The sequence below is a fragment of the Amaricoccus tamworthensis genome, from assembly GCF_049800875.1.
Lineage (GTDB): Bacteria > Pseudomonadota > Alphaproteobacteria > Rhodobacterales > Rhodobacteraceae > Amaricoccus > Amaricoccus tamworthensis.
This window is the reverse complement of the sequence record NZ_JBNAFV010000010.1, coordinates 1-20,108: the sequence shown is the minus strand read 5'-3', so window position 1 is coordinate 20,108 and position 20,108 is coordinate 1. Positions and strand designations below refer to the sequence as shown.

14 protein-coding genes and 1 pseudogene are annotated in these 20,108 nt (G+C 59.6%); 7 read left to right on the top strand and 8 right to left on the bottom strand.

The window, feature by feature from the left end; translation table 11 throughout:
* Nucleotides 1-7: 7 nt before the first annotated feature.
* From ACP15P_RS14950 to ACP15P_RS14940, 3 genes are read left to right on the top strand one after another with little or no spacing between them, the layout of a single operon-like run.
* Nucleotides 8-964, top strand: a complete 957-nt coding sequence (locus ACP15P_RS14950) for an ABC transporter permease (protein ID WP_424929261.1) — start codon at nucleotides 8-10, stop codon at nucleotides 962-964.
* Between the two features lie 12 nt (nucleotides 965-976).
* On the top strand, nucleotides 977-2,041 hold the full coding sequence (locus ACP15P_RS14945; RefSeq protein WP_424929260.1) for an ABC transporter permease: 1,065 nt from the start codon (nucleotides 977-979) through the stop codon (nucleotides 2,039-2,041).
* A 2-nt stretch (nucleotides 2,042-2,043) separates the two neighbouring features.
* Complete coding sequence (locus ACP15P_RS14940) at nucleotides 2,044-3,720, top strand: ABC transporter ATP-binding protein (RefSeq protein ID WP_424929259.1); 1,677 nt, start codon at nucleotides 2,044-2,046, stop codon at nucleotides 3,718-3,720.
* 85 nt (nucleotides 3,721-3,805) lie between these two features.
* Here ACP15P_RS14940 and ACP15P_RS14935 read toward each other — a convergent pair whose 3' ends face one another.
* The 3 genes from ACP15P_RS14935 to ACP15P_RS14925 all read right to left on the bottom strand — a co-directional run bounded on the left by ACP15P_RS14935 (nucleotide 3,806) and on the right by ACP15P_RS14925 (nucleotide 6,775).
* Nucleotides 3,806-3,928 carry a hypothetical protein gene (locus tag ACP15P_RS14935; RefSeq protein ID WP_424929258.1) on the bottom strand — a complete coding sequence of 41 codons (123 nt, stop codon included), beginning with the start codon at nucleotides 3,926-3,928 and terminating at the stop codon, nucleotides 3,806-3,808.
* A 274-nt stretch (nucleotides 3,929-4,202) separates the two neighbouring features.
* Nucleotides 4,203-5,768: a cisplatin damage response ATP-dependent DNA ligase gene (locus ACP15P_RS14930; protein ID WP_424929257.1), complete on the bottom strand. Its 1,566-nt coding sequence runs from the start codon at nucleotides 5,766-5,768 to the stop codon at nucleotides 4,203-4,205.
* On the bottom strand, nucleotides 5,765-6,775 hold the full coding sequence (locus tag ACP15P_RS14925; protein ID WP_424929256.1) for a ligase-associated DNA damage response exonuclease: 1,011 nt from the start codon (nucleotides 6,773-6,775) through the stop codon (nucleotides 5,765-5,767). The genes ACP15P_RS14930 and ACP15P_RS14925 overlap by 4 nt, the downstream gene beginning before the upstream one ends.
* Nucleotides 6,776-6,955: 180 nt before the next feature.
* Between ACP15P_RS14925 and ACP15P_RS14920 the strand changes: the two genes are divergently transcribed.
* Entirely contained in the window at nucleotides 6,956-7,663 is a 708-nt protein-coding gene (locus ACP15P_RS14920) for a tryptophan-rich sensory protein (protein ID WP_424929255.1), read from the top strand.
* Nucleotides 7,660-9,171, top strand: coding sequence for a cryptochrome/photolyase family protein (locus ACP15P_RS14915; protein WP_424929254.1), 1,512 nt, complete (start codon nucleotides 7,660-7,662; stop codon nucleotides 9,169-9,171). The genes ACP15P_RS14920 and ACP15P_RS14915 overlap by 4 nt, the downstream gene beginning before the upstream one ends.
* A 68-nt stretch (nucleotides 9,172-9,239) precedes the next feature.
* Here the strand turns inward: ACP15P_RS14915 and ACP15P_RS14910 are convergent, their stop codons facing one another.
* The 3 genes from ACP15P_RS14910 to ACP15P_RS14900 form a co-directional block, all read right to left on the bottom strand.
* Nucleotides 9,240-12,371 carry an efflux RND transporter permease subunit gene (locus ACP15P_RS14910; RefSeq protein ID WP_424929253.1) on the bottom strand — a complete coding sequence of 1,044 codons (3,132 nt, stop codon included), beginning with the start codon at nucleotides 12,369-12,371 and terminating at the stop codon, nucleotides 9,240-9,242.
* A gap of 3 nt (nucleotides 12,372-12,374) precedes the next feature.
* Nucleotides 12,375-13,463 carry an efflux RND transporter periplasmic adaptor subunit gene (locus ACP15P_RS14905; protein WP_424929252.1) on the bottom strand — a complete coding sequence of 363 codons (1,089 nt, stop codon included), beginning with the start codon at nucleotides 13,461-13,463 and terminating at the stop codon, nucleotides 12,375-12,377.
* Nucleotides 13,464-13,705: 242 nt separating this feature from the next.
* A complete protein-coding gene (locus tag ACP15P_RS14900; RefSeq protein ID WP_424929251.1) occupies nucleotides 13,706-14,635 on the bottom strand; it encodes a LysR substrate-binding domain-containing protein in 930 nt (309 codons plus the stop codon).
* A gap of 124 nt (nucleotides 14,636-14,759) precedes the next feature.
* On the opposite strand from ACP15P_RS14900, the pseudogene ACP15P_RS14895 reads away from it, so the two are divergent.
* Nucleotides 14,760-17,194: pseudogene (locus ACP15P_RS14895) on the top strand (GcvT family protein).
* A gap of 84 nt (nucleotides 17,195-17,278) precedes the next feature.
* Here ACP15P_RS14895 and ACP15P_RS14890 read toward each other — a convergent pair.
* Both ACP15P_RS14890 and ACP15P_RS14885 read right to left on the bottom strand, forming a co-directional pair.
* A complete protein-coding gene (locus ACP15P_RS14890; protein WP_424929250.1) occupies nucleotides 17,279-18,541 on the bottom strand; it encodes an ABC transporter permease subunit in 1,263 nt (420 codons plus the stop codon).
* Complete coding sequence (locus ACP15P_RS14885; protein ID WP_424929378.1) at nucleotides 18,538-19,260, bottom strand: ABC transporter ATP-binding protein; 723 nt, start codon at nucleotides 19,258-19,260, stop codon at nucleotides 18,538-18,540. The genes ACP15P_RS14890 and ACP15P_RS14885 overlap by 4 nt, the downstream gene beginning before the upstream one ends.
* Nucleotides 19,261-19,341: 81 nt before the next feature.
* Here ACP15P_RS14885 and ACP15P_RS14880 point away from each other — a divergent pair.
* Nucleotides 19,342-20,108 (top strand): IS5 family transposase gene (locus ACP15P_RS14880; protein WP_424929249.1). Its coding sequence is split into 2 segments (ribosomal slippage): nucleotides 19,342-19,666 and nucleotides 19,666-20,108, totalling 768 coding nucleotides; the frame shifts between segments, so codons are not numbered across the junction.

The following is a 20,108-nucleotide window of genomic DNA, read 5'->3' as shown; positions in this document are numbered from 1 at the left end:
GGAATACATGGGTGATATAGTCACTCTTATAGCCAAGCGACTCGGCCTGGGGCTGATTACGCTACTGATCATTTCGATCATCATTTTCTTCATGGTCGAACTTCTGCCAGGCGACATTGCGCAGGCGGTTCTCGGACAGGGCGCCACGGAGGAAAATCTCGCCGCACTACGGGAACAGATGGGACTGAACAAGCCCGCTATTGTCCGCTACTTCGAATGGCTTGGTGGTGCGGTTGTCGGTGACTTCGGAGAATCCATTGTAACCGGTGAAAGGGTCAGTGCCGTAATTTCCGACCGTTTCGTCAACACCCTCTTCCTCGCGGCCTATGCGGCGGTCATCGCCGTTCCGTTCGCGATCACGCTTGGCATAATCGTGGCTCTTCTGCGCAACACCCTGTTCGACCGGGTTGCCAACGTGCTGACGCTGACATCGATTTCGAGCCCTGAGTTTTTCCTGGGCTATGTGCTCATCCTCTTTCTGGCCGTTAAGTCCAGCGCCTTTCCGGCGATTGCGAGCCTCAGTGGCGATCTTAGCTTCGGTGAACTGCTCCACCGGACGTTCCTGCCCGCACTGACGCTGGTTCTGGTTGTGACAGCACATATGATGCGCATGACAAGGGCGGCCATCATCAACCTTCTGGCCTCCCCCTATATTGAAATGGCCCGCCTCAAAGGCACACCGCCATGGAAGGTGATTGTGAAGCATGCGCTCCCCAACGCCTGGGCACCGATCATCAACGTGGTTGCACTCAACCTCGCCTATCTGATTACCGGTGTGGTGCTTGTTGAGGTTGTGTTCGTGTATCCCGGCATTGGTCAGTCGCTTGTCGACGCGGTATCAAAACGCGACTTCCCGGTGGTTCAGGCCTGCTGCCTGATCTTCGCGGCAACCTTTATCCTTCTCAACCTTGCAGCCGACGTTGGTGCCATCCTGACCAACCCGCGCCTGCGGCATCCGAAGTAAGGGAGCGGGATCATGGAACTTTTTGTAATACTCTACTTCGCCTCCCTGATCATCGCATCCTGTATCGCCGCCTACTTCCAGCGGCGTGGCGTGTTCATGACGGTGTTCTCACTCACCCTGGCGTCCTTCGTGCTCGGTATCGTGGGTGGCGTGGGAGCCCTGCGGTTTGTCGCAATGGCTGCCGGTATCCTTGCGTTCGCAGCGGGTATTTCCTACGCGTTTAAGGAATTCCTCGTCATCATCACGCCGAAAAACACGTCCAAGGAGCTGAAAACAGCCCCACTGACGGCGGCCTTCGGTATGTTCGTGATTTTCACTTACGCCATCGCCGGAATTTTCGCTCCGTGGATCGCGCCTTATGGGGAAAGCGAGGTGATCGCCTCAGCCTTTGCTCCTGCGGACGAAAACATGCTGCTCGGCGCGGATCAGCTTGGCCGGGACATGTTCAGCCGCATCATATTCGGCGCGCGCAACACCGTTGGTCTGGCACTTCTGGCTACGCTGGCGGCATTCTTTATGGGTGCACTCGCGGGGCTTCTCGCAGCGGTTAAGGGTGGATGGTTCGATCAGTTCATGGGCCGTTTTGCGGACGTAATCATGTCGATCCCGTCGCTGATCTTCGCCCTTCTGATGCTCTCGATCTTCGGCCCACAGATCTCCGTGATCATCATCGCGGTTGCCATTATCTACGCGCCGCGGGTGTTCCGACTTACGCGGGCGGTGGCCGGGAACGTAGTGGTCATGGACTACATCGAGGCTGCCAAGCTTCGTGGTGAGGGAGACTGGTACCTGATCCGCAGGGAAATCCTGCCGAACTCCACGGCTCCGCTGGTGGCAGAATTTGGTCTGGAGTTCTGCTTCGTGTTCCTGCTTGTCGCCGGTCTGTCGTTCCTCGGCCTTGGCATTCAGCCTCCGACTGCTGACTGGGGGTCGATGGTGCGCGAGAACGCCACACTTATCTCGTTTGGGGACATAACCCCGCTTATTCCTGCTGCGGCCATTGCGCTGCTCACGGTTGCGGTCAATTTCGTCGTTGACTGGATGCTGTGGCGCTCCTCCGGCCTGAAGGAGATGTGATCATGACCGATATGACCAACAATGACCCGAAGAAGAAAAAGCAGGTCCTGCTCGAGATCAAGGATCTGAAAATTGAGGGCTACACTGGCGAAAACTGGGTGCCAATCATCAAGGGCGTCGACCTTACCCTGCACAGGGGTGAGGTCATGGGCCTCATCGGTGAGTCCGGAGCGGGCAAGTCCACTATTGGCGCCGCCGCCATGGGGTATGCCCGTGATGGCACCAGGATTGTGGAAGGCTCATCGATTGAGTTTGACGGCATCGAAATGACTACGTCGACCTCAGCCGAGAAACGCGCTTTGCGTGGTTCCAGGATCGCGTATGTCGCGCAGTCCGCGGCAGCCTCGTTCAATCCGGCGCACAAGTTGATTGACCAACACACGGAGGCGCCGGTCCAGTACCGCATCAAGAAGCGGCTGGAGGCACAGGAAGACGCGATCGAACTCTATGAGCGGCTGCGCCTTCCGAACCCGGAGGAGATCGGTTTCCGGTATCCACATCAGGTGTCGGGCGGACAGCTGCAAAGAGCGATGACGGCGATGGCGATGGCCTGTCGTCCGGATCTTATCATCTTTGACGAGCCCACCACGGCACTTGACGTGACTACGCAGATCGAGGTCCTGGCCGCGATCCGTGACATCGTCGATCAGTTCAACACTGCGGCGATTTACATCACGCACGACCTCGCGGTGGTCGCGCAGATGGCCGACACGATCAAGGTGCTGCTGAAGGGCGAGGAAGTCGAAGAGGCTCCGACCGAGCAGATGCTGAAAAACCCCAAGGAAGATTACACCAAATCCCTTTGGGCCGTGCGCAGCTTCGAGCGTCCACAGAAAGAGCGCCCCCAAAACGCCACGCCGCTCGTCTCCGTCCAGAACATCGATGCCGCCTACACAGGTGGGGTCAAGGTTCTCGACAATGTGTCCTTCGACATCCACGAGGGCATGACGGTCGCGGTGGTTGGTGAATCAGGTTCTGGTAAATCCACAACGGCGCGGGTGATTACTGGACTCCTGCCCCCCTCCAACGGGCAGGTTCTTTTCCGCGGTGAGCCCCTGCCCCCCAAATACACTGACCGTAGCAAGGATCAGCTTCGTCAGGCACAGATGATCTATCAGATGGCGGATACGGCGCTGAACCCCAAGGTCCGGATTTCCGAGATCATTGGGCGCCCGGCGCGGTTCTATTCCGGGCTCTCGGGCACGGCGCTGAAGTCACGGGTCGATGAACTGCTGGACCTGATCGAACTGGAGCCGTCGAAATACTACGACCGCTTCCCGCCAGAACTGTCCGGTGGACAGAAGCAGCGCATCGGGATAGCCCGCGCGCTGGCTGCAGAGCCCAGCTTTATCATCTGCGACGAGGTCACGAGCGCACTCGACCAGCTCGTTGCCGAGGGCATCCTGCGGCTGTTGGACCGGCTGCAGAAGGAGCTCAACCTCGCCTACATGTTCATCACCCACGATCTCGCGACGGTCCGCGCAATCGCCGACGAGGTGGTGGTGATGCAGCACGGCAAGGTGGTTGAACAGGGCCCCAAAACCGAAATGTTCACCCCGCCGCACCATCCCTATACCGATCTTCTGCTGAGTTCGGTGCCGGAGATGGACCCCAACTGGCTCACCACGCTGCTAGAGGAACGGGGTGTCGACAATGTCGGTGAGGCCGCCGACGTTTAACGCAGCGCTAACAGCAAAACCGCCCAAGGGCGGTTTTGTAATCCGTAGAGATAAATCCGGCTCAGGGCACATGCCCTGACAGGCGTCAGACGATGAAAGACGCCGTCGCAACCATCGTCCCGATGATCAGCGCATAGACCAAAAGCAACGCCGAGAATGTACCGCTCCGGGCACGATATTCACGGATCAGACTATCACGTGTCAGCATCTCGACCTCCTTCATTCACTGCGCCCGAAACCGGACCGAATCACTGTGCTTCAAAGTCACCGTTAGTAGACTTGCCTGAGTCGATCAATCTTGAACTGGCACATAGATATAATTGCCAATACTTTCTCTCGACGGCGTGAATCCAACGACACCATTGCGGGGGAAATTGGGATGAGCGGTGAGATTACAACCGGTCAATAATCCCATTCACGACTTTGCGAACGGTTTCCGGAGCTGCCTGCCTGCTCCCTAGCGAGACAAGCGGAACGCCGCATCAATCTTTCGGCAGGAATTCCCGGAGGTTGCTGAGGGTGTCAGCTTCAGCAGCGGGTTTATCGTCGCGGATGCGGGAAATGCGTGGGAAGCGCATGGCGACGCCGCTTTTGTGGCGGGTTGAGCGGTTGAGGCCTTCGAACGCGACTTCAACGACCTTTGTAGGAGCCACGGCCCGGACGGGGCCGAAGCGGTCGGTGGTGTTGTTGCGAACGAAACGATCGAGTTCACGAAGCTCGGCGTCGGTGAAACCAAAATACGCCTTGCCGACCGGCACCAACTGGTCACCGGCCCAAACGCCAAAAGTAAAATCGGAATAATAGCCCGACCGCTTTCCATGACCATGTTGCGCGTAGAGCAGCACCGCGTCGATCAGCATGGGGTCGCGTTTCCATTTGAACCAGGGGCCCTTCATACGGCCTGCCAGGTATGGGCTGTCCAGACGCTTGATCATCACGCCCTCTACCACCGCATCCGGTGGATCGGCGCGAAGTGCGGCAAGATCTTCCCAGGCCGCAAATGGCAGGAGCGTTGAGATGTCGATGCGGGGCTCATCGATCTCGCTAACGAGGTTTTCGAGCGCTTTGCGTCGCCGTTCGAAAGGCAACTGTCGCAAGTCCTCACTGCCATGTACAAGGAGGTCATACGCGCGCAGTGCGGCGGGGTGGCTTGCGCGCATCTTCGCGGACACGGTTTTGCGGCCAAGACGCTTTTGCAGGTCACCAAACGGTGCCACCCGATCATCACGGCGAACCAACAGTTCACCGTCAATGGTGCCTCCAAAGTTCAGGGCCTCAATGATGTCGGGAAAGGCGTTGGAAATATCCTCACCGGTTCGGGAATAGAGTCTGCGGGTGCCACGGTCGTTGGTGGCCTGAACGCGAATGCCGTCCCATTTCCACTCCGCGGCGAACAGTGCTGGATCGAGGCTTTCCAGCGCTTCGATGTCCGTGGCTGTTGAAAGCATGACCGGCCGGAACGGGGCATGCGCGGCGGCTTCGGGGCGCGGTCCACCCTCCGCCCAGGCGAAGAGTTCGGTGAATGGCGGCTCGAGACCGTGCCAGACTTCCTCGATACCTGTGACGTCCAGATCGCCATATTCCGCGACCGCCATGCGGGCCATACGCGCGGACACACCCACGCGCATCCCGCCGGTTGCCAGTTTCAAAAACGCGTATCGCTCTGACGGTCCAAGCTCATCCAGCTGATCTGATATAAGGCGCGGCAGCTCTGCTTTGGGTGTCTCCTGAAGGGTCTTGATCAATACCGGCAACGGCGGGTCCGCGCCCTGATCCGGTCCGTCCCAGATTAGCGCGATGGTTTCCGCGAGGTCTCCGACGAAGTCGTAGGACAGTCGAAACAGTTCCGGATCCACCCGCTCCCCGACGAGGCCACGCAGCAGGGATGGAGAGACGCGACGCAAATCGAGATCCCCGGCGAGTGCCGCAAGCGCAAGCCCGCGGGTCGGATCGGGCGTGGATGCAAAATAGTCCACGAGATGGCGGATCTTGCCAAGGCGTCGTGGCGTAAAGGCAAGCCGTTCGAGAAGGAGCGCGAACTGTTTCATGACTCCACCTCGTCCTCGTAACCGACGAGGCGCAACGGCCTGGCCGCATGGTCATTCATCTCACACCAGCGGATCACCGCGTCCTCGCGCCCATGGGTCACCCAGGTTTCCTCCGGATCGAGCTCGGCTATCGTGCGGGTGAGGTCCGGCCAGTCGACATGGTCGGAGATAATCAACGGAAGCTCCACGCCTCTCTGGCGCGCCCGCGCCCGCACCTGCATCCAGCCGGACGCGAAACAGATGACCGGATCAGGGAACCTCTGCGCCCAGGTAGAGGCAAACGCCGATGGCGGACCAAGTATGATAGCGCCGGCAAAATCGGCTTTGCCGCCGCGTTCGACCGTTGCCGCACGCAGATCGCCCAGCGCCACACCCTGACTTACGTGATATTCGCAAAGGCGCGCCAGCGCGCCGTGGATATATATGGGCCCGTTCCATCCGGAGAGGCGCAGCAGCATGATGACGCGTTGTGCCTTCCCAAGAGCATAAACGCCAACGAGGTGGCAACGCTCGGGGAAGGACTGCACGGAGACCAGCAGTTTTGAGATTTCCTTCATCGGGTCCGGATGACGAAACACGGGCAGACCAAATGTCGCTTCAGTTACGAAAATTTCGCAGGGCACCGGCTCGTACGGGGCGCAGGCCGGGCTTGGCACGCGGGAATAGTCGCCCGAGACAACCGCCCGCCGACCGCCCTGCTCCACCGCTATCTGGGCTGAACCCAACACGTGACCTGCCGGGTGAAAAGTGACTCTGGTATCGCCGACGGTCGTGGCTCCGTCGGCGATCTGACGTGACCCGGTGAAATCCTCGCCATAGCGGATGGCCATGATATCAAGGGTTTGCGCTGTTGCGAGCACTGCGCCATGACCGGCCCGGGCGTGATCGGCATGGCCGTGGGTGATCAGCGCTTTGGGAACCGGCCGCACCGGGTCGATGTGAAAGCCGCCTGCGGGACAGTAGAGTCCCTCCGGCGTGTTGGTCAGGATATCGGCGGCACTGTCCACTGTTTTTGATCGATCCCGGGGTCTATTGCGTAGATTTGGTAAAGCGAAGTTACTCCCTGCCAACTCGCATGTCTCGGGTGCGGTTCCCCGAAACGACAGAACGACAGGAACGGATAGGGACATCCGGGTGTTGTGCGTTGGTGCGACAGGACACGGACAGGGTCGGGATTTGATAAAACGATGAAGACGGAAAACTGGGCTATCATGGTAGCGGCCGCCGCGGTTGCATTTACGATTGCACCGACATTGACCGAGCCGTTTCAGGGCTATTCGGCCGATCAACTGCCCTATCCGCAAACCGACCGCGCCATTCAGCCGCCGGGCTGGGCATTCTCCATTTGGGGTGTGATTTATCTGTGGATGGTTGCCGGCAGCCTCTATGGAGTATGGAAGGCACGCGGAAACCCACGTTGGGCGGCAATGCGCCCGCCACTTTTTGTTGCTTTGGCGCTTGGGACATTCTGGCTTGCGATTGCCAACGCGTCGCCGCTCCTTGCCACGCTTGCGATCGTGCTCATGGCCGGCTTTGCGGTCGTGGCACTCCTTCGCACGACTGATGAGGACTGGTGGTGGCAGGCCGCGCCGGTGGCGCTGTTTGCAGGCTGGCTGACGGCTGCAACCGGCGTCGGCACCGCCATCGTACTTGCCGGATACGGTGTCTTGAGCGGGACCGCTGCGGGAATCGCCGCTCTTTTCACCGTACTTGTTGCGGGCTTCGGCGTGCTGGCCGCGAAGCCGGGGGCCTGGCCCTACGCGCTGGCGGTTGGCTGGGCTTTGTTCGGGATAACGGTTGGAGGCCTGGGAGGCGACGAGCGCATCGTACCTGTCATCGCGGGGCTCGGACTTGTGGTACTAACGGTAAAAACTGTTCGGGGAGTTTTGCGATGACGCGGGGTCTGCATTTGATTTTGGGAGATCAGCTCACACCATCTCTGCTCGATGAGTGCGATCCGGACAGGGACGTGGTGGTGATGGCCGAGGTTCGCGCGGAGGCAACCTACGTTTCCCACCACCCCAAAAAAATCGCCTTCTGTTTTTCAGCCATGCGCCATTTCGCTGAAGAGTTGCGCGATGACGGTTGGACTGTTGATTACACGAAATACGACGACAGCGACGCAAAAACATCGATTTCAGAGGCGCTGGAGGCCGCGGTAAAGGAGCATGATCCAGACGAGATCCACGCGGTTGAACCTGGCGAGCATCGGCTGGTTAAAGAGCTGTCTGACTTCAAGCACGAAGTCACCATGCGCCAAGACCCTCGGTTCATCTCAACCGCTGAAGCTTTTGAGGAATGGGCCGACGGGCGCAAGGAGTTGCGCATGGAATGGTTCTATCGCGACATGCGGAAACAAACCGGCCTGCTTATGGAGGGGGACGATCCGTTGGGGGGCAAGTGGAACCTCGACGGGGAAAACCGCGAAGCCGCCGGATCCGATATAAAGTTGCCTGAGCCCAAGACCTTCGAACCGGACGAGATAACGGAAGAGGTTCTCGACCTCGTTGAGAAGGAGTTTGGGGACAACTTCGGAACGCTCCGCCCGTTTAAATTCGCTATCACGCGAAAGGACGCGGAGGCCGCTTTTGATCATTTCATTGAGAAGGCCCTGCCCGATTTCGGCACCTACCAGGATGCCATGCTGACCGGTGAGCGGTTTCTCTTCCACTCAGTCATTTCGCCCTATCTGAACGCAGGGCTTCTCGATCCATTGGACGTCTGCAGGCGCGCGGAGCAGGCCTATCACGACGGCGATGCACCGCTGAACTCCGTCGAGGGTTTCATCCGGCAAATCATTGGATGGCGGGAATACGTGCGGCGCATCTACTTTCATGACGGGCCGGGATACACCGAACGCAACGGGCTGAAAGCCAAACGGTCCCTTCCCAAATACTACTGGACCGGCGAAACCGACATGCGCTGCATGTCGGAGGCGATCACCCAGACGCGCGACGAGGCCTATGCCCATCACATTCAGCGGCTGATGATTACGGGCAATTTTGCCCTGCTGGCCGGGGTTGATCCGGCGGAGGTGCATGAGTGGTACCTGGCGGTTTATATCGATGCCTATGAGTGGGTTGAGGCCCCCAATACGATTGGAATGAGCCAATACGCCGATGGCGGCCTTATGGGCTCGAAGCCCTATGTGTCGGGCGGCAACTACATCAATAAGATGTCCGACTACTGCAAGAACTGCTCCTACAAGGTCAGCAAGAAAACGGAGGAGGACGCCTGCCCGTTCAACGCGCTTTACTGGCATTTCCTCGACCAACACCGCAAAAAGCTGGGGGACAATACCCGGTTGGGCAACATGTACCGCACCTGGGACCGCATGGCCGACAAACAGGAAGCCTACCTCAAACGGGCAAATGATCTGCTGGAACGGATTGACGATCTTTGATCGGGTAGTCGCCCGGCCGCAGCTCAAAATATTACTTCACCGCTGCACACGCGGAGTATGGCTCTCGGCTAGAGTGAATTCTCCTGTACGTTTTTCGGTTTCCCTTTCGCCCATTCCCGCAGGGACTGGAGCAGCACATAGAGCACCGGGACGATAATCACGCCGATAATACTGGCCGCCAGCATGCCCCCGAAGACGGCGACGCCGATTGCCTTCTGGCTTGCGGCACCGGCGCCCGAAGCGGCGATGAGCGGGACTACACCAAGCAGAAAGGACAGGGCCGTCATCATAACGGCGCGGAACCTTTGGCGGGCGGCCTCGAGGGCCGCATCACGGATCGAGGCCCCCTGGGCGCGTTGCTCCATCGCAAATTCGACGATCAGGATGGCGTTTTTGGAAGCCAGACCCACAAGCATGATCATCCCGATCTGCGTGTAGAGGTCCACATCACGCCCGGTAACAAGCACGGCCGCGAGCGCGCCGAAAAGTGCGACGGTAACTGACAGGAGAATGCCAGTCGGAATCGTCCAGCTCTCATACTGTCCAACCAGGAACAGGTACCCGAACACGATGGCGGCCAAAAGCACCAGCACAACCGTGCCACCGGCGTCGAGTTGCTGCTGCGCCGTGCCGGTCCACTCATACGCATACCCTGGCGGCAGAGCCGTCTTGGCCTCTTCCTGCAGGATGCGAATGGCGTCGCCCGTGGAATACCCTGGCGCGGGAACAGCCGTGACGGTCGCGGCACGGAAAAGATTGTACCGGTTCAGCAGGACGGGCCCGAGGATTTTTTCGACGTTAACGAGTGTAGCGAGCGGAACCATCTGTCCGTTCGCGTTGCGCACATGCAGGCGTCCGATATCCTCTACCGTGTCGCGGTATGTGGCGTCGGCCTGGATCATCACGCGGTACACCTTGCCGAACAGGTTCATGTCATTGACATAAATCGAGCCCAGATGCGCCTGAAGCGTCTGAAACACGTCGCTGATAGGTATCCCAAGACTGCGGGTCTTCTCCCGGTCGAGGTCGACGTAGAGTTTCGGGACGGTTGCACTGAAACTGGTGTAGGACTGCGCGATTTCCGGGCGTTGATTGGCGGAGTAGACCAGCGAATTGACGGCGGCTGACAGGTCGCCCGGGGTGCCGCCACCGGTCTGCTGGACCTTCATTTCAACACCGGCGCTGACGCCCAGACCGCTGATGGGAGGCGGGTTGAAGGCAATCACCTTTGCTGACACCTCCTGGTTCGCGATGCCGTAAATGCGTTGCAGAATGCCACCCGCGCTCAACTCCGGCGTTTGGCGTTCCTCCCAGTTGTGCAGGTTCACAATGATCATCGCACCGTTGGACCCCACGCCGTTGAGCATGCTGAAGCCGTTGACCTCAACGGTGTTTGCAACACCCGGCAGTTCCTGAAGCTGCTGGTTGATCCGCGCGGAGACAGCCTCCGTCCTCTGAACCGTGGCGGCGTCGGGTAGCTGGATGTCCACGAAGAGGTAGCCGTTATCCTCAAGCGGCAGAAAGCCCTTTGGCAGGGAGGTCATCATCGTGGATGATGCGGCACCAAGCGCGATCAAAATCGCCAGGCCAATCAGAGGCACCCGCAGAAGCCGCCCGACGATGCCGGCATACCCGTCCCGGGTCGCCCCAACGCCTTTTTCAAATTTCGCAAGCAACCCCTTCGGTGGCCCCGACCGCTTTTTCAGAACCATCGCGCAAAGCGCCGGTGACAGGGTCAGCGCGTTGATTGAAGAGATCACAACGGCCACGGAGATGGTCACAGCGAACTGCGAAAAGAGCCGCCCCGATATGCCTGGCATGAACGTCACCGGCACAAAAACGGCCAGCAGGACCAGCGTGGTCGCGATAACAGGTGTCGTGATCTGCCCCATGGCCTTGGCGGTCGCCTCCGCCGGGCTCAGCCCCTCCTCCGCGATTATGCGTTCGACGTTTTCAACCACGACAATAGCGTCATCAACCACGATGCCAATGGCCAGAACGAGCGCGAATAGTGAGATCGTATTGAGCGACATGCCCAGCAGAAGCAGAAAGGCAAACGTGCCGATCAGGGAGACGGGAATGGCGACGGCAGGGATGAGCGTGGCGCGGAAGCTGCCGAGGAAAATGAAGACAACCGACATCACCAGAACGAATGTCAGGATCAGGGTCGAGACCACGTCGTTCAGGGACTGCTGGACGAAATCGGTACTGTCGAACGGCACGGCATAGGTCACGTCCTGAGGGAATGCACGCGAGAGCCGTTCAAGCTCGGCATAAACACCTTCGGCAACGGCGAGAGCGTTTTCACCCGGGGCCTGGTAGACGGCAAGCACGGTTGCAGGCTGCCCCGCGAAGCGACCGGAGACGGAATACGTGCTGGCCCCGAGTTCAACACGCGCGATGTCACGGATGCGCAGGACGCTACCGGACTCGCCTGCGCGGATGATGATGTTTCCAAACTCTTCGGCCGTGGTGAGGCGGCCCTGGGCGGTAACAGTGTATTGGAACTGCTGGTTTTCCGGAGCGGGCGGTGCGCCGATGGCGCCTGCCGATACGGTCAGGTTCTGCTCACGGATGGCGTTGATCACGTCGCTCTGCGTGACCCCAAGTCCGGTCATGCGGTCGGGATCCATCCAGATGCGCATGGCGTATGCGAAATCAGTCAGAACCTCGGCCTTGCCAACGCCCGGCACACGGGCAAGAGCATCTTTCAGGTTGATCGAGGCATAGTTGGACAGGAACACCTCGTCATACGTGCCTTCCGGAGAAAACAGCGTAGCCACCAGAAGCATGCTGGTGGATGATTTTTCAGTCACAACGCCCGTCGAGGTAACCTCGGTGGGAAGGCCGGACACCGCCTGCGCCACGCGGTTTTGCACATTGACCGTAGCGATGGTCGGGTCGGTCCCAACCTCAAACGTGACGGACAGGCCATAACTGCCCGTATCCGTGCTGTCGGAGGACATGTAGATCATGTCCTCAACGCCGTTCACCTCCGCCTCAATAGGTGCGGCAACAGTGTTCTCAACGGTTTCCGCATTGGCACCGGTATAGCTGGCGGAGACGTTCACCACCGGCGGGGTAATGTCCGGAAACTGCTCGACCGGGAGAACCGCATACGCGATCAGGCCCATGATCGTGAGAACGGTCGAGATAACAATGGCCAGCTTGGGCCGTTTGATGAAGACCGTTGAAAGCATGGATCAGTTTCCTCCGGCGTCACCGATGGCGGTGCCTGACAGCACCGCGTCGACGGCCACACCCGGTCTGACCCTCTGTAGGCCCTCGACTATGATGCTTTCGCCCTCACGCAGCCCATCAGAGACGACCACCTCGGTGCCTTCCTGCGGTCCGAGACGAACGTAACGCTGCTCGACGAGTTGCTGGTCGGTCACGACAAGGACAAAGTCACCCCGCTGGTCCCGCTGCACCGCATTTTGAGGGATCAGCACGCTCAGGGTCGGTTCGAGCGCCTCAATCACCACGGAGACAAACCCGCCATCGAGGATAAGCTGCCGCTCGTTCTCAAATTCGGCGCGGACGGCGATGGTCCCAGTCGTGGGATCGATACGGTTGTCGAGAAAAACGAGCCGCCCGGCTTCCTCCACCAGAGTGCCGTCCGGCAGCTGCACAAAAACCGACGGAGATTTGCCGCTGGCAACAAGTTCCGCAATTCCTACGTCAAGCTGGCTCAGTACGGTCAGAAGCTGCGGTTCGGAGAGCGAAAAAGTCACGTACATGGGGGAGTCGCGCACGATGGTCGCCAGAACGCCCGAAGACGGGCCGACGAGCGCGCCGGGGCTGACATTGGTACGGCCGATGCGGCCTTCAAACGGAGCTTTGATTTCCGTGCGGGCCAGGTTGAGTTCCGCCTGCTGGAGAGCGGCTTTGGCCGACGCGAGGTCAGCCTCGGCGACTTTGGAGTCAGCCTCGGCAAAATCGACTTCGGACTGCGAAATGGTGTCGCGCTGAAGCAATTCGGTTTTCCTCGCCAGTTCAAGGTGAGCAAGGTTCACATTGGCTTCGGCGCGCTGAACAGCGGCCTGCTGCGCTGCGACTTCCGCCTCGTATGTGTCCGGTTCGATGCGGAAAATCAGATCACCCTGGTTCACCTGGGCGCCGTCCGCCACGACTATTTCCACGAGGCTTCCCGTGACCTGGGCTATCAGATCCGTTTTTTCGTGTGCCTCACCACTTCCGATAAAGGTCGCCTGACGCGTGAGCTCCTCGGTATAGGCGGCCGAGATCGTAACTTTTGGAGCGGTGTCATCCTGAGCCCGGGCAGTTGACATTGCGAACAACGCCAACGTGCAGACCAGTGCAACGCAGCACGCTGCCAAGGGACGACGGAAACTTTGGACGGGAATGGCAGCCATGGGATATCACCTCAAGCCGGGGCACTACATCGCCGGTACTTTGAAAGGTTCCCATGGAAAAAGCCACCTCAGTTTGGGTGTAATTGGCCCCTCACCTCCAAATTTGATCGTCGCCAGATTTCTCCGTTATCGGGCCTGCTTGGACAATGCGATGAACCTTAGATGTCGGCACGGACGATCAACTCATCCACCTGGCCGCCCGCGAAATACCCGGTGCAGCGGTCAACAAACATCCTTACCAGACGCCTCTGCGGGCCGGAGGCAAGGCCAACCGAGAGCGTAACGCCCGACCCCTTGCCCGCAATCGGAACACAGCTGATACCCTCGCCGGCATAGGCCGGCACGGACCGGGGACGCATGTTCAAAAGACAGACGCCCAGCCCTTCGGCAACAAGGGAGCGCGCCATCTCTGTTGAATTGGTCGTGGCGACGATCCTGAAATGCGCCCCGCTTTCCTCAATCAGTTCCATGTAATACCCACGCGCGGCCGGCCGATCGAGCAGGATCAGCGGTTCGCGCCCGAATTCCGAAATTGTCACGGACTGCCTGCCGGCCAAAGGCGACTGCTTCGGACACAGGCAATACGTGGGCGCGAACACCAGTGGTTGCACCGCAATTTGCGGGTGTGGCACCTCCTCGACGAAGAAAATAACGTCGAACTGACCCTCGAGGAGGCCGTTACGGACCGTATCGTTATTCCCTTCCGTGAATGAAAACGTCACATCCGGATGTTTTTCCTGCAGCGGATGTATGATTGAGGGCAGGAACGCGGGCGCGATGGGGGCATTGTATCCGATCGAGAGCGTTCCGGTCACGCCCGACTGCAGATCCGACACGTCACTCAGCAGGAGGTCATAACGCTCCAGCAGGTCATCGATCCGCCGAAGCACATCGCGTCCCGCGCTGGTCGGGAAAACGCCCTTTGACCGCGCCCGAGTGGCCAGTGGCATCCCGAAAACCTCCTCCGCCTGGCCCAGGGCCGAGGCAATGGCCGACGGAGCGACATACATCACCCCGGCCGCGGCACTGATGCTGCCGCTGCGCAGGGCCGCCTGAACGTATCGCATGGCGCGGAGAGAGAGGTCCAATTCGATTCCCTGAAAAAACAGAGGATATACACCTCATAAATCTGTTTTTCATCGGTATGCGCAAGCGGATAGTTCTGAAGGCAACCCACGGACTCACCATCGCGCCACGAAAGGAACGCCCCTCATGAAAAGCAGAACCCGGGTCGCCGTCATAGGAGGTGGTATAGCGGGCTGTTCCACGCTCTATCACCTGACAGAGGAAGCCTGGACCGACGTCGTCCTCATTGAGCGTGACGAACTGACCAGCGGTACGACCTGGCATTCGGCTGCGCAGGTGACGAATTTTGGCATGACCCAGACCATGGTCGGCCTCAAGTCCCACTCCATCGCGCTTTACAAAAAGTTGCGCGATGACCTTGATTACCCTGTGGGCTACCATCACGGCGACGGCGGCATCAGGCTGGCCAATACCGAGGCACAGATGCAGGTTATCGCCATTTCGCGTCCATGGCGCGGGGCATGGGCGTGGAGTTCGAGGTCATCGACGCTGAGGAATGCGCCCGGCGTCATCCGCTGATCTCGACGGACAACCTGATCGGAGGGTTGTGGGATGGCGAGGATGGCGACATAGACCCCGCACAACTTTGTCAGGCCCTCGTCTTCCATGCCCGGCGGAAAGGGGCCGAGGTTTATCGGCAGACTAGCGTCACCGCCCTGACGCAGCACGCGGACGACACCTGGACGGTTCACACCGACAGGGGTGATATCGACGCTGACATCGTGGTAAATGCCTGCGGTTACCGGGTTAACGAGGTGGGCGCGATGATGGGAGTGCACCATCCCGTCGCCTCAATGGAGCACCAGTATTTTGTGACCGAGGACATCCCCGCCGTTATTGAGGCCGGACACCGTATGCCTCTGCTGCGCTGCTCTATCAGCGACTACTATTCGCGGCAGGAGAAAAACGGCCTTCTGGTCGGTTTCTACGAGCAGGACTGCAAGGCCTGGGGCATGGACGGCATCAGCCCGGGCTTTACCAATGACCTCTGCCCTGACGATCTCGACCGGGTCATGGACGTCCTGGAGGGCGCGTTCGAGCGTATGCCGGTTCTTGCCGAAGTGGGCATCAAACGCATTGTCAACGGCCCCATCACCTATACCATCGACGGCGCACCGCTGGTCGGCCCCATACCCGGAAAACGCAACGCGTTCTGCATCATTGGACTGCGCGCCGGTCTTGGCGAGGGCGGCGGGCACGGGTGGCTGTTGGCGCAGCAGATCGTGCATGGAGAGGCATGCTATGACACCTGGGTGATAGATCCGCGCCGGTTCGCAGGGCACACCAATGTCGAACTGACCGTACTCAAGGCAATTGAGGATTATCAAAACGAGTTCCGATTCCATTTCCCCCATGAACACCGCCCCGCCGGACGCCCCGCCAAAACTACGCCTTTGACCCCCATTCTGGCGGCGGAGGGTGCAGAGTTCACAATTGTGAACGGCTGGGAGCGGATGGAGTACATCAAGCCCTCGCCCGATTTCCGAACGAGCCACAGCTTCAACTTCGATGAGGCAATTGATGTGGTTGCGGGCGAGGTTCTTGCGGTGTCCACATCGGTCGGGCTGACGGAGGTCAACGGTTTCAACCGTATCGAGATTACTGGTGCGGATCGGCACAGGTTTTTGGACAGGATGATTTGCGGGACGGTGACCAGGCGGCCGGGGCGCGTTGGTCTCGGGTACCTGCTGAACCATCACGGTTGCCTCAAGGCGGAGGCCACGCTGGCCAACCTGCCCGCATCGGATCGTGGCCCGGAACGGGTCTGGTACGGATCGGCGGCGGCAAGTGAACTGCATGACATGGACTGGCTCCAGGCTCATGTCCGGAAAGGCGAGGATGTTCAGTTCCGAAGCCTGACGAATGACCAGGCCATTCTCGTACTGGCAGGTCCGAAAGCGCGCGCGGTGCTTTCAGACTGTTCGCGTGATGACTGGTCGAAAGAGGCGTTTCCTTGGCTGTCGGTCCGCGAGTGTTTCGTCGGTTTTGCGCCCGCCACCGTTCTTGGGGTCAGTTTCTCGGGCGAACTGGCCTACGAAATACACGTGCCCAATGCCTCTCTTTATGCCGCCTGGCTTGCCCTGCGAAAGGCCGGGGAAGCGCATGGGCTCAAACTGTTCGGCGCGCGTGCGGTGGACAGTATGCGAATGGAAAAAGGTTTTCTGCATTGGAAAGCGGACATTCTCACCGAGTTCGACCCGTTCGAAACCGGCCTCGACCGTTTCGTTAAACTGGACAAGGGTGATTTTGTTGGACGCGAAGCTCTGTTGAAGCGACGGGAAAACGGACCAACACAACAGCTCGTCACGCTCCGGATTAATACGGATGAGGCACCAGCGCATGCAGGCGCCTCACTGATGCTGGACGGCGAGGTCGTGGGCACCGTGACGTCCGGGGACTGGGGCCACCGGACCGGTTTGAACCTCGCCTATGCGTTTATGAAACCCGTCTATTCCGACGCAGGAACGAAGGTTCAGGCTGACATGTGCGGCAAACTGGTCAGCGCCGAGGTGATCGCATCCTGTCCATACGATCCTTCCTACGCATTGATGCGGAGCTGACGCCCTCGCCCAGCCGACGTGTTGAACGAAAAAAAAGGGCGCCGTGTTTTGCGGCGCCCTCTCTTCTTTTCATTTGTATCCGGGTCAGGATTTGCCTTTCCAAGGCACCAGCCAGACCTCAGCCTTCCGCATAACGATGTCGATGGCAAAGCCAATCAGACCAATGATCACGATACCCATGATAACGATGTCGGTTGCCTGAAACTTGGATGCGGCCACGATCATCTTACCCGCGCCCTTTTCAGCGGCGACGAGTTCGGCGGCCACGACCGTGCCCCAGCAGACCCCCATCGCGACGCGCGCTCCGGTGAAGATCTCGGGCAGCGAGTTCGGCACGATGACGTAGCGTAGGACCTGCCATTTGGAGGCTCCCAGCGAATATGCTGCGTGAACCTTGCTGATGTTCACGCCGGAGACACCTGCCCGCGCCGCGATAATCATCACCCATAGCGCGGCCAGAAACAGCAGTACGATTTTGCCCTGCTCACCAATACCGAACCAAATGATGACCAGCGGGATCAGCGCCAGTGGAGGCACCGGTCGCATGAACTCAACGATCGGATCAAACCAGCCCCGCGCCCAGCCCGAGAGGCCCATGGCGTAGCCCAGAGGGATACCAATCAGCGAGCCAAGGACAAAACCGGCTAGCACCCGCCAGAGCGACCAGCCCACATGTTCAAGCAGCCCGACATTTTGGTACCCGTCACGGGCAATCTCGATCAGGCGGGCGACCACGTCCTCCGGCGGCGGCATCCAGATCGCCTCCATCTGAAGGCCCTTGTTCGGCGTGAAGTTCAGCGATCCTTTTAGGGTCATGGTCACCGAGCCATGCGGCACCTTGACCGTGCCACCGGGCTCAATCGGTTTGCCCTCGACGGAAACAATCGTAGCGTCATCGCCGTCGTTCCGTTGTGCCGAGACCAGCACCGAACGCCACGCGGCTACCGTTGCGGCGTCCCCCTGAGCGAAACCTTCGGATGAGCCGGGCTCGGGATTCTCAACGTCCGCGCCCATTTCGTGGACGATGACGTTCACGGTTGCGGACGCCTGCGCCCCGTCCGGAGCCTCAGCGGTGTATTCGAAGGCCGTCTCGCCCAGATATGGGCCGGGCACATGGAACGGCACCAGTTTCGAGCCGGTAAACGCCCCCCAGACCAGGAACACCACGACCACCGAGATCACGGAGGCCATCCGGTCCGGCACCACAGCACTTTCGTCGCCGAACGTGACCGTTTTCAGCGACCGGAAGTCGGTCATCGAGTGCATGGACCGCCGGACCAGGGTCACGGCGGCGGCCGTCACGAAGAAAAGCGCCACATAGACGATCAGAATAAAAAGTCCAGTCATGCCTCTGCCCCGCTCATGATCTGCTCTTCCATTTCCCAGATCATGCTGAGGATTTCCGTCTTGGTATGCGCAAAGCCGGGATCATCCTTTACCTCGCGCAAATCCCCCGCCACCGCACGTTCGGCAAATGGCAGCCGGTATTCGCGGTGGATACGACCCGGACGCGGCGCCATGACCAGCAGCCGCTCACCCAAAAGCAGCGCCTCATCGACCGAGTGGGTGATCAGAATGATCGTTTTGCCGGTCTTTTTCCAAAGGTTCAGGACGAGCCCCTGCATCTTTTCCCGGGTCAGCGCGTCGAGCGCACCGAGCGGTTCGTCCATCAGGATCACATCGGGGTCATTTGCAAGACATCGCGCCAGAGCCACGCGCTGCTGCATCCCGCCCGAAAGTTCGTAGACGGCCTTGTCCTTAAACTCATGCAGACCGACCGTATCGAGCAGATTTTCAACAATGGTGTTGCGCTCGGTTTCCGGCATCCCTTTCATGCGGGGACCGAATTCCACATTGCGACGCACACTCATCCATTCGAACAACGCGCCCTTCTGGAACACCATTCCGCGCTCCGGTCCTGGCGCGGTGACCTCGCGTCCTTCCAGTGTAACCTTACCGGAGGTTTGGGCGAGGAAGCCCGCGAGAATGTTCAGCAGCGTCGATTTACCACAACCTGACGGGCCAAGAACGGAAAGGAGTTCGCCCTTGCCGATGGCAAGCGAGATGTCCTCTAGGCTCTGTACTCATAAACAGGATTCTCATCGGGCTTTGGGTGTGATTCACTTCTTCAAAACGGAGGTTGGATCATGGCGCGGTTTGATTTGAGCGATGTGGAGTGGCGGATCATCGAACCGCTCTTACCGGACAAGCCTCGCGGGGTGGCGCGGGTGGATGACCGGCGTGTATTGAACGGGATATTCCACATCCTGCGCACCGGTTCGCCCTGGCGCGATCTGCCCGAGCGATACGGCCCCTACACCACAGTCTACAACCGCTTCAACCGCTGGGCCAAGGCTGGCGTTTGGGTCAATGTCTTCAATACCTTGGCGGCGCAGTCCCCAGAATCCATGGCTTTCATCGACAGCTCCATCATCCGGGCCCACCAGCACGCGGCGGGCGCAAAAAAGGGGGCGCGGATCACGCCATTGGCCGCTCTCGTGGCGGACTGAGCACCAAGATCAACGCGGTCGTGGACGAGGCGGGTCTGCCGATCCGGCTGTCGATTAGTCCCGGTCAGGCCAGCGACAAGGCGGCGGCCCCTGCCTTGATCGACAGCCTCACGCGAACGGATCATGTCGTGGCCGACCGCGGCTATGACGCGATGGCACTGATCGCGCGGATCGAGGCGCGCGGCGCCGCTGCCCACATTCCGACCCAACGCGACCGAAAGGTCCAGCGATCCGTCGACCGCGCGATCTATCGGCAACGGAACCTGGTGGAGCGATACTTCAACAAGCTCAAGCACTTCCGCCGCATCGCCACCCGTTTCGAGAAACTCGCAGTCACCTATCTCGCGGCCGTCGCCCTTGCTTCAGCCAGACTTTGGACAAGAACTTATGAGTCCACTACATAG

Excerpts from the sequence above, each read along its gene's own strand:
- ACP15P_RS14950 (WP_424929261.1), top strand. The coding sequence starts at position 8 with ATGGGTGATATAGTCACTCTTATAGCCAAGCGACTCGGCCTGGGGCTG.
- ACP15P_RS14945 (WP_424929260.1), top strand. The coding sequence starts at position 977 with ATGGAACTTTTTGTAATACTCTACTTCGCCTCCCTGATCATCGCATCC.
- ACP15P_RS14940 (WP_424929259.1), top strand. The coding sequence starts at position 2,044 with ATGACCGATATGACCAACAATGACCCGAAGAAGAAAAAGCAGGTCCTG.
- ACP15P_RS14935 (WP_424929258.1), bottom strand. The coding sequence starts at position 3,928 with ATGCTGACACGTGATAGTCTGATCCGTGAATATCGTGCCCGGAGCGGT.
- ACP15P_RS14930 (WP_424929257.1), bottom strand. The coding sequence starts at position 5,768 with ATGAAACAGTTCGCGCTCCTTCTCGAACGGCTTGCCTTTACGCCACGA.
- ACP15P_RS14920 (WP_424929255.1), top strand. The coding sequence starts at position 6,956 with ATGAAGACGGAAAACTGGGCTATCATGGTAGCGGCCGCCGCGGTTGCA.
- ACP15P_RS14915 (WP_424929254.1), top strand. The coding sequence starts at position 7,660 with ATGACGCGGGGTCTGCATTTGATTTTGGGAGATCAGCTCACACCATCT.
- ACP15P_RS14910 (WP_424929253.1), bottom strand. The coding sequence starts at position 12,371 with ATGCTTTCAACGGTCTTCATCAAACGGCCCAAGCTGGCCATTGTTATC.
- ACP15P_RS14905 (WP_424929252.1), bottom strand. The coding sequence starts at position 13,463 with ATGTCAACTGCCCGGGCTCAGGATGACACCGCTCCAAAAGTTACGATC.
- ACP15P_RS14890 (WP_424929250.1), bottom strand. The coding sequence starts at position 18,541 with ATGACTGGACTTTTTATTCTGATCGTCTATGTGGCGCTTTTCTTCGTG.